This is a genomic window from Nocardia farcinica (assembly GCF_029867845.1).
Taxonomy (GTDB): Bacteria; Actinomycetota; Actinomycetes; order Mycobacteriales; family Mycobacteriaceae; genus Nocardia; species Nocardia farcinica_A.
On record NZ_JARWRU010000176.1, the window covers coordinates 1 to 9,515 of the forward strand.

Here is a 9,515-nt window from a genome sequence, read left to right on the forward strand (position 1 = left end):
CCGCCCGCCCCCCCCCCCCCCCCCCCCGCCGCCGCGGGCCCTGACCGCTCCGTCGACGGTCCGCCGGGGGCGATCGTGGCGCCCGTTACTATCGGTCGCCGTGGCTGACATCATGGTCCGGCCGCGGACGGTCTCCGCGGGCGATTCGGAAAACCCGCCGCGGCAACCGGATTCCCGGTCGGCCTCGGCACGTCCGATCGCCCTGATCGCCGCGCTGATCGCGATCGGGTGCGCGATCGCGGTGCCGCTGCTGCCCGTCCGGGTCGACGCGGCCACCCTGAACTGGCCGCAGCACGGCGCGGCCGACAGCATCGAAGCGCCGCTGGTCGGCTATGCGCCGCTGATCTTCGAGACCACGATCCCGTGCGCGGCCGTGGACGGGATCGGCCCGGGCGGCGGCACGCTCGTCGCCAGCGGCCCCACCGGCTCACCCGACCTGGAGCGGCACGGCTTCCTCGCCCGTGTCACCGCGGCCACCGAGGACGACCCCGCCCGCCTGGACGTGGTGTTGCGCAACCAGGCGCTGTTCAGCGTCCCGGTCACCGAACTCGCTCCCGGCTGTGCCCTGGCGGTGCGCGCCGACGCCGCGGCGGCCACCGCGGAGCTGACCGGCTACGCCGGGGAGTCCACCGTCCGGCTCGACGGCGACTACCGCCCGCAGCTGGTCGGCATCTACAGCGACCTCACCGACGCCGCGGGCGCCGCGGTGACCGCCGAGATCGACAGCCGCTTCTCCTCCACCCCGACTCCGCTCAAGCGCGCCGCCATCTGGCTGGCCCTGATCGCCACCGCGGTAGCCCTGGTGGCCCTGCACCGCATCGACCGCGAGGACGGCAGGCGCTCCCGTCGCGTCCTGCCCCGGCTGCGTGGCCTGACCGTGCTCGACGGCGTGGTGGTCGGCGTGCTGGTGCTCTGGCATTTCATCGGCGCCACCACCTCCGACGACGGCTACCAGTTCGGCATGGCCCGCGCCTCGGGCGTGTCCGGGTACATGGCCAACTATTTCGCCTATTTCGGGGTGCCGGAGAACCCGATCGGCACGCCCTATTACGACCTGATCCGGGTCATGTCCGAGATCACCACGGCCAGTCCGTGGGTGCGTCTGCCCGCCCTGGTCGCGGGCATCCTGGTGTGGTTGCTGCTGAGCCGGGAGGTGGTGCCGCGCCTCGGCGTCGCGGTGCGCCACGACCGGCTGGCGGTGTGGACCGGAGCGCTCGGTTTCCTCGCGGTGTGGCTGCCCTACAACAACGGCCTGCGCCCGGAGCCGCCGGTCGCGCTCGGACTGCTGCTGACCTGGGTGTCGGTGGAACGTGCCATCGCCACCCGCAGGCTGGCGCCCGCCGCTGTGGCCGTGCTGGTCGCCGCGTTCACCATCACCGCGGGTCCCTCCGGGATCATCTGCCTCGCGGCGCTGGCGGCGGGCATCCGCCCGGTGGCGCGCACGGTCATGCGCCGGGCAGGCGATGCCGGGTCGCTCGGCCGGCGCCTGCTCGGCTACGCCACCCTGCTCGCGCCGCTGGGAGCGGCCGGTCTGCTCGTGCTGGCGGTGGCCTTCGCCGACCAGCCGTTGAGCGCGGCCACCGAGATGCGGCGGGTGCATCACGCCATCGGCCCCGACGTGCCGTGGTTCCAGGAGTACCTGCGTTACCAGTACCTGTTCCAGCCGGAGATCGACGGCTCGATCGGCCGCCGCGTCGGCATCTTCATGATGCTCGCCGGACTGGTCATCGGTGTCGCGGTGCTGCTGCGCCGTGGCGGGCGGATCCCGCTCACCGCGGCCGGACCCTCGCGCAGACTGCTCGGCGCCACGGCGGGCGCGCTGCTGCTCATCATGATCACGCCCACCAAGTGGACCCACCACTTCGGCGTGTACGCGGGCGTGGCGGGCGGTGTGGCGGTGCTCGCGGCCATGGCGGTCGGTCCGAGGGTGCTGCGGGCGCCGCGCAACCGGGCGCTGTTCGCCGCGGCGGTGGCTTTCCTGCTGGCGCTGGTGTTCTCCGGCACCAACGGCTGGTGGTACGTCTCCTCCTACGGCATGCCGTGGTGGGACAAGTCGCCCGCGATCGCCGGGATCGGTTTCAACAAGCTGTTCCTCGCGCTGGCGCTGGCGCTGCTGGCGGTGGCCGCCTGGTGGCACGTGCGCGCCCCCGACGACGGAGTGCCGCACCGGGTCTCGCGCGGCTGGTGGCGGCTGGCGGCGTCGCCGCCGCTGACCATCGCGCTGGCGGCGCTGGTGCTGTGGGACCTCGGCTCCTTCGCCAAAGCGGCGGTGGCGCAGGGCGAATCGTTCTCCCTGGCCCGCTCGAACCTGGCGGCGGTGACCGGCGAGCCGCACGCGCTGGCCGGATACGTGCTGGTGGAACAGGATCCGAACGAGGGCATGCTGGAACCGCTGAACGGGGACGCGCTGTCCACCTTCACCGGGACCGGCGAGGGGTTCACCCCGGCGGGCGTGGCCGACGACCTGCGCCCGGACTCGGAGGACAACTCCTCCGGCAGCATCGCCGACGCGCTCGGCGCCGACTCCTCCGACAACGAGTCGGCCGGCCGCGCCACCGCCGCACTGCCGTTCGGCCTCGACCCGGCGCGGGTGCCGGTCATGGGCAGTTACCGCTCCGGCGACGCCGGACCCGCCGAACTGACCACCGGCTGGTACCGGCTGCCCGCCGTGGCCGACCGCCGCGACATCATCGCGCTCAGCGCGGCGGGCCGCATCCGCTCGGTCGACGCCGACGGCGTGGTGACCGACGGCCAGCAGGTGGAGATCGAATACGGCATCGCCGACGGCGCGGGCGAGGCCAGGCCGCTGGGCCGGGTCACCCCGATCGACATCGGGCCCGCCCCGTCGTGGCGCAACCTGCGGGTGCCGTTCACCCGGATCCCGGCCGAGGCCGACGTCATCCGGGTGGTCGCCGTCGACCGCGACCGCAATCCCGCGCAGTGGCTGGCGCTCACCCCGCCGCGCATGCCGCGGACCGTCACCCTGGACGAGTTCGTCGGCAGCGAGCAGCCGGTGCTCATCGACTGGATGGTGGGCCTGCAGTTCCCGAAGCAGCGCCCGTTCGACCACCGGTACGGCATCGCCGAGGTCCCGGCCTACCGCATCCTGCCCGACCGGGGCGGCGCCGCGGTCACCAACCTGTGGCAGTCCCACGACAGCGGCGGCCCGCTCGGCTGGACCGGCAAACTGCTGTCCGCCCGCGCCCTGGCCACCTACCTCGACGGTGACTGGGACCGCGATTGGGGCGAGCTGCAACAGTTCACCCGCTTGGACGACTCGGCCGTGCCCGCCGAACCGGAGATCACCCGCCACGATCACAGCGGTCTGTGGTCACCGGGGGCGATCAACACCTCCTACTGAGGCCGTGAGGTCCGCCCGCGCCGCACCGGCCCGACGGCGGGACGCGCGTCTGCCGGTACGTGACGGAATGTTCAGGCGGACGGGCCGAACCCCGGCGTGATCCGCTCGGCGAGCGCGACCAGGTCGGCGCCGGTGAGCCCGGGGTAGCCGTGCAGCATGTCGCGCCAACGGGACGGGACCGCCGAGGCGCCCCACCTGGCGCCGAGCAGTCCGCCCGCGATGGCGGCCGTGGTGTCGGTGTCGCCGCCCGCGCGCACGCACCGTGCCAGCGCGGCGGCCAGGTGATCGGGCGAGTTCGCGTCCGTGGTGGTGACGGCCCACCAGGCGGTCTGGAGCGCGTGCACGACCCAGCCGTTGTTCGGGAAGTGGCCGGGGCCGCCGGTTTCGGCCTCGTCGAGCAGGCGGTGCCAGTCGGCGGCGGTGTCGAGGGCGTCGGCGGCCGCGCGCACGCCGTCGAAATTCGCGTGGAGCACGGCGTGGCGGATGCCGAGGGGCCAGATGCGGCAGGCCTCGGCGGCTTGCGGGTCGCTGTGGGTGAGCAGGCTGACCTCGGCGGCGGCGCGGTCGCAGGCGCTCGGGTCGTCCAGATGGACCAGCGCGATGGGCGCGGTGCGCATGAGCGAGCCGTTGCCGCCGGTGCGGCCCGCCAGCGCGTCCGAGCGGGCCCGCATGGCGGCGGCGGACGCCGGGCGGCCGGAGAGCACCTTGGATGTCTGCACGCCGATGTCGGCCGGGCCGGACTCGTACCAGCGCACGAAGCCCGCGGCGACGGCGTCCAGGTCGAGGCCGGGGCGGCGCTCGTCGGCGGCCAGCGCGATGGCCAGCGCCATGGCGGTGTCGTCGGTCCACTCCCCGGGAGCGAAATCGCCCAGGCCACCGCCGATCATGTCGATCGGCACATGTTCGCCGGGACGGGTGAACTCGTAGCCCGCGCCGAGCGCGTCGCCCGCGGCGGTGCCGAGCAACACGCCCGCCATCCGGTCGCGCAGGGCGGCCCGCGCCGGATCGGCCGCTGCGCCCGCGGTCGGCGCGCCCGCGTCGGGTGTCACGGACATCCCGCCGGTGGTCCCGTCGGCGAATGCGTTCACGGCTCGCTACCCCTCGTGGTCCGGCACGCGCGGTCCGCGTGCGCGGCACCGAATCTACCGTCTGCCGGCTCGGTCACGCCGCGCTCGCATCGGCGCAACACACGGGCATCGCCGCGGGTCCACCGGCCCCTCGGTCGGCCACCGGCGTCTCCAGATGGACCGCTACCGGCTGTCGCGCATCGCTGCCTGGCCCGACGCGGTGGTATCGCCATCGGGGGCCGCCGCGGCAGACTCGGCGGGGGCCTCGGTGCGGGAGCGCAGTTCGCGGCGGGCGCGTCGGCCGCGCCGCAGCGCGTCGGCGGAGAAGACGGCCAGCGCGATCCAGATGAGGGCGAACCCGGCCCAGCGGGATGCGGGCATCGGCTCGTGCGCGACCGCCACACCCCAGGCCATCTGCATGGCGGGGGTCAGATATTGCAGCAGCCCCATCGTGGACAGCGGCACCCGCTGGGCGGCGACGGCGAACAGCAGCAGCGGCACCAGCGTCACCGGGCCGGTCGCCATGAGCAGCCCGGCCTCCACCGGCCCGTCGAACAGGGTGTTGGCGCCGGTGACCGACAGGAAGACCAGAAAGGCGAGCGCGAAGGGCGCCGAGACCAGTCCCTCGGCGGCCAGGCTTCGCATGGCGTCGAGCCGGATCACCTTCTTGACCAGGCCGTAGAGCGCGAACGACACGGCGAGCACGAGCGCGATGTAGGGCGGCCTGCCGTAGTCGACGGTCAGCACCACCACGGCCGCCGCGCCGAGGCCGAGCGCCACCCACTGCGCCGCGGCCAGCCGCTCCCGGAAGATCAGCACCCCGAACGCCACGGTGACCAGCGGATTGGTGAAGTAGCCGAGCGCGCATTCCACCACGTGTCCCGAGGTCACGCCGTAGACATAGACACCCCAGTTGATCGAGATGGCCACCGAGGCCAGAGCCGCCAGCCGCCAGGTGCGGGCGTCGATCTCCCGCAGCTCGCGCAGCCGCCCGGCGACTGCCAGCACCGCCAGCGCGGCCACCACCGTCCACACGATCCGCTGCGCCAGGATCTCCACCGCGCTCGCGAAGGCCAGCAGGCCGAAGAAGGCGGGGAACAGACCCCACGAGAAATACGCGCCAACGCCGAAGGCGACTCCCGGGACCGATCTGGCTGCACGCACGCGGCGAACGTTACCGCCGCTACCGATCTTCTGCTGTCGGCGGACGAGGTCCATGTCCGTGAACGGCGATGGCCGCGCGTTCGGCCGCACGGACCGGACCACCGTCGCGATCCCGCTCGCCGGCCGGTTTGACCGCCGCCGCAGTGGTGATTCGGAAGACACCGGCACCTCGGCCGGAGCGCCACCGGAGGTCGTCATGCGCCAACGGGCTCTGCTGTCAACCCTGCTGCTCGCCTGCGCGTGCCTGTCGGCTCCGGCCGCGGCGATCGCCGACCCCGCGCCGCCGCAACCGGCCACCGACTCCGCCGCCGAACCGGTCGAGCGCACCACCATCGCCGGGCGTGTCGACCGCGGCGCCGGCTGGGAACTCGGGCAGGCGAACGCCCCGCGCGGGGCGCTGTCACTGGCCAAGCTGTACCTCGCCGACCACGCACTGCGGCACGGCGACGGCTCGGCCGCCGACACCGCGCTCGGCGAGCGCATGATCCGCTGGTCCGACGACGCGGCGGCCGACACGCTGGCCGCCCGCTATCCGAATGCGATCGCCGCGATCGCCGCCGAGTACGGCCTGACCGCGACCATGCCCGCCGGGCACTGGAGCGCCTCGGCCACCAGCAGCGCCGACGCCGCCGATTTCCTGATCACCCTGACCCGCACCCACCCGTTCTCACCGATCCTCACCTGGATGGCCACCGCGGGCGACCACGCCGTCGACGGCACCCCGCAGGACTGGGGCACTTCCAGGGTCCCGGGGGTGCTCGGCACCAAGTGGGGCTGGTCGGACTTCGGCGCACCGGACGTCGCCTCGGTCTCCTACGGACCCGGTTTCACCGTGGCGGCGCACACCTACGGCAGCGCGGAGGACCAGACCGCCGACGTGCTCGCCGCGCTCCCGCAGATCCTCGGGGCGATCGCCGGGGCGCCGCCCGATGCGGTGGAACAGCTGGACGGCATCGCCGGGGAGTTCGCGGGCGGTCGGTGAGCGGTCCGCTCGCGTCGGGCGGACCGAGCTCGGACAAGCCGATTTCAGCCGAGGGCGGCGACCGCCGCGCGGGCGGCTTCGGCGACGAGCGCGTTGTCGGGCTCGGCTTGCGGGTCGGTGGTCGAGGTCATGACCGCGAGGACGATCGGGGCGCGGCCCGGTGGCCAGGCGACGGCGACATCGAGGGCACCGCCGTAGGCGGGGGTGCCGGTCTTGTCGCCGACGGTCCAGTCCGCGGGCAGGCCCGCGCGGACGCGGGTGTCACCGGTGGTGTTGGCGATCAGCCAGCCGGCGAGCCGGTCGCGTTCCGGCTCGGCGAGGACGTCGCCGACGACGAGCGCCCGGTAGTCGGCGGCCAGGGCGGCGGGAGTGGTGGTGTCGCGCTCGTCGCCGGGGGTCGCGGTGTTCAGCTCGGTCTCCCAGCGGTCCAGGCGCGAGGTGTCGTCGCCGAGGGAACGCAGGAAGGCGGTGAAACCCTCGGGACCGCCGAGCAGTTTCAGCAGCTGGTTGCCCGCGCCGTTGTCGGAGACGGTGACAGCGGCCTCGCACAGCTGTGCCACCGTCATCCCGGATTCGACGTGCTGCTCGGTGACCGGCGAGTATTCGACGAGCTCGTCGGGGCCGTAGCGGACGACCTGCTCGAAGAAGCCGGAGTCGAGCGGATGGTCGCGCAGCAACGCGCCGCAGGCCAGGCCCTTGAAGGTGGAGGCCATCGGGAAGCGCTCGTGCTCGCGATAGGCCACCGTGCGCCCGGTGCCGGTGTCGACGGCGAAGACGCCGAGACGGGCGGCGGAGTTCGCCTCCAGCGCGGCGAACGGCGCGATGTCGGCGGCCACGGAGGTCACGGCGGCGCTGGTGGTCGTTCCGGCGGGCGCGGTGGTGCCGGGGTCGGCGCCGCACGCGGCAGGCAACGCGAGCGCCGGTGCCAGCAGCGTGGCGGCGAGCAAGCGGATGCGACGGGACTTTCGGTGCTGTGGTGCGGAGAAGTTCACCCGCCGACCAGATCACGTCCCCGGTCTCCCCGGCCAATATCGCCGGGTGCGCGCCGCGAGTCGCGGTCGGTATCGCCGCAGGTCCGAGCCGTGGCGGGCGCGGGGAAACCAACCGGGCCGCGACGGGATCGCCCGCCGCCGCCCGCGGCGGTTGATTCAATGGCCGCATGGATCTCATCCGCCACCTGCGCTTCTTCGTCGCGGTCGCCGACGAGGGGCACTTCGGGCGGGCGGCGGCCGCGCTCGACATGACCCAGCCGCCGTTGTCGCAGGGACTGCGCAGGCTCGAGCGGTTCCTCGGCGTCGAACTCGTGCACCGCACCAGCCGGGGCGCCCACCTCACCACCGCGGGCAGGCAGCTGTTGCCGCGCTCGCGGCTGCTCGTCGACGACGCCGACCGCCTGTGCGCCGAAGCAGGCCGCATCGCCCGCGCCCGCGGCCTGGTTCATCTCGGCGTGACCGCCGCCCTGCCCGACCGGCTCGTAACCGCCTGTGTCGCCGCGCTGCGGCAGCGCACCGGGGCCACGGTGACGACCACGGTGGGCGCCACCGTGGACCTGCTCGCCGACCTGCGCGCCGGGCTGTGCGAGGTGGCCGTCATCGACCATCCCGCCCTGCTCGACGGCGTCGAAGCCGGGCCGATCGTGAAGATCCCGCGCCGGGTGCTCGTGCCCGCCGATCACCGCAGCGCCCACGCCGACCGTCCCACCCTCCGCATGCTCGCCGACCTGACCTTCGCCTGCCCGCCCCGCGCCGCCAACCCGCCCGCCTTCGACACCGTCCTCGACCTGCTGCGCGAACGCGGCCTCGACCCGAGGTCCGTCACCGCCCGTGACGACCGCGCCGTTCTCGCCGCCGTCGCCGCGGGCGCCGGCTTCGGCCTGACCACCATGCCCCCGGCCGAGATACCCGGCATCGCCTGGCTCGACCTCGCCCCACAGGCCATCGCCCTGCGCGTGCGCGTCGCCCACCGTCCCGGCGACCGGCCGCGCACGGACCGGGAGCCGGGGCAGGTGCAGACGGTCGCGACGGCCTCCGGCCGCCCCACGGCGGGCGCGACCGATGCCGCGTCGTTCGCGGCGATCCTCGACCAGGTGCTCTACCGCGAGCGTCTGCGATGAGCGCCGCGCGCCGGCGACACACCGAGCAGGATCGGCGGGTGCAGTTCTGGCGAACAGGATCGCCCCGCCTCGGAGCTGCTCCGCCGGAAACCGACCCGCTGCGCGCGGCGGCCGGTCGCATCCGTGCCGTCTTCGCCGACGCGGGCTGCACGGGCCGGCTGCACGCCCGCCGTTGCGATCTCGGCGCGGCCGGGGAGGGGCCGCCGGGCGGCGGGGCGGAGATCGAGGTCGACGGCCGGGCCCGCGTGGTCACCGCCTCGGTCTACAAGCTGGTGCTGCTGGTGGCCTTCTGCCGGGCGGTGGAGGCGGGCCGGATCGACCCGGTCGCCCGGCTCACCGTCGACCCGGCCGAGTGCACGCCGGGCCCGACCGGTCTGGCCGCACTGCGCGATCCGGTGACCATGAGCCGCCGTGACCTGGCGACCTCCATGATGACCGTCTCCGACAACGCCGCCGCCGACGTGCTGCTGGGCGAGATCGGCCTCGGCGCGGTCGAGGAGCTGGTCGCCGAGCTGGGGCTGACCGGGACCAGGATCGTGGGCGGCACCGCCGACGTGCACCGCGGCCTGCTGCGCGACACCGACACCCACACCACCGCCGAGGCGTTCGCCGCGCTGGCCGACAACGACGAGGCCCACACGGTCTCGGCCTACGACCCCGCCTACACCAGCGCGACCACGCCGGAGGAGATGACCAGGCTGCTGCGCGCGCTGTGGGCGGGCCGGGTGCTCTCGCCGGCGCAGACCGCCTTCGTGCGCTCGGTGATGGCCGCGCAGGTGTGGCCGCACCGCATCGCGGCGGCGTTCCCGCATCGCGGGGTCACGGTGG

7 protein-coding genes are annotated in these 9,515 nt (G+C 74.3%); 4 read left to right on the plus strand and 3 right to left on the minus strand.

Going from position 1 to position 9,515, the window contains the following annotated elements; all coding sequences use genetic code 11:
• Positions 1–112: 112 nt before the first annotated feature.
• On the plus strand, positions 113–3,361 hold the full coding sequence (locus tag QH283_RS03610) for an arabinosyltransferase domain-containing protein (protein ID WP_414689596.1): 3,249 nt from the start codon (positions 113–115) through the stop codon (positions 3,359–3,361).
• 71 nt (positions 3,362–3,432) lie between these two features.
• Here QH283_RS03610 and QH283_RS03615 read toward each other — a convergent pair whose 3' ends face one another.
• Together QH283_RS03615 and rarD are read right to left on the minus strand one after the other, a co-directional pair.
• On the minus strand, positions 3,433–4,338 hold the full coding sequence (locus QH283_RS03615) for an ADP-ribosylglycohydrolase family protein (RefSeq protein WP_280501601.1): 906 nt from the start codon (positions 4,336–4,338) through the stop codon (positions 3,433–3,435).
• A 273-nt stretch (positions 4,339–4,611) separates the two neighbouring features.
• A complete protein-coding gene (rarD, locus tag QH283_RS03620) occupies positions 4,612–5,646 on the minus strand; it encodes an EamA family transporter RarD (RefSeq protein WP_280501597.1) in 1,035 nt (344 codons plus the stop codon).
• A gap of 142 nt (positions 5,647–5,788) precedes the next feature.
• Here rarD and QH283_RS03625 point away from each other — a divergent pair, with 142 nt between their 5' ends.
• On the plus strand, positions 5,789–6,574 hold the full coding sequence (locus QH283_RS03625; protein WP_280501598.1) for a serine hydrolase: 786 nt from the start codon (positions 5,789–5,791) through the stop codon (positions 6,572–6,574).
• 44 nt (positions 6,575–6,618) lie between these two features.
• Here the strand turns inward: QH283_RS03625 and bla are convergent, their stop codons facing one another.
• Complete coding sequence (bla, locus tag QH283_RS03630) at positions 6,619–7,506, minus strand: class A beta-lactamase (RefSeq protein ID WP_432420650.1); 888 nt, start codon at positions 7,504–7,506, stop codon at positions 6,619–6,621.
• Positions 7,507–7,733: 227 nt separating this feature from the next.
• On the opposite strand from bla, the gene QH283_RS03635 reads away from it, so the two are divergent.
• Both QH283_RS03635 and QH283_RS03640 read left to right on the plus strand, forming a co-directional pair.
• On the plus strand, positions 7,734–8,687 hold the full coding sequence (locus tag QH283_RS03635; protein ID WP_280501600.1) for a LysR family transcriptional regulator: 954 nt from the start codon (positions 7,734–7,736) through the stop codon (positions 8,685–8,687).
• Between the two features lie 98 nt (positions 8,688–8,785).
• Positions 8,786–9,515, plus strand: a 730-nt coding sequence (locus QH283_RS03640; protein WP_280501602.1) for a class A beta-lactamase-related serine hydrolase, incomplete at its 3' end; no start/stop codon positions are given.

Bases quoted from the DNA above. Each gene is read 5' to 3' on its own strand.
- QH283_RS03610 (WP_414689596.1), top strand. From the start codon at position 113: ATGGTCCGGCCGCGGACGGTCTCCGCGGGCGATTCGGAAAACCCGCCG.
- QH283_RS03635 (WP_280501600.1), top strand. From the start codon at position 7,734: ATGGATCTCATCCGCCACCTGCGCTTCTTCGTCGCGGTCGCCGACGAG.
- QH283_RS03615 (WP_280501601.1), bottom strand. From the start codon at position 4,338: ATGGCGGGCGTGTTGCTCGGCACCGCCGCGGGCGACGCGCTCGGCGCG.
- QH283_RS03625 (WP_280501598.1), top strand. From the start codon at position 5,789: ATGCGCCAACGGGCTCTGCTGTCAACCCTGCTGCTCGCCTGCGCGTGC.
- rarD (WP_280501597.1), bottom strand. From the start codon at position 5,646: ATGGACCTCGTCCGCCGACAGCAGAAGATCGGTAGCGGCGGTAACGTT.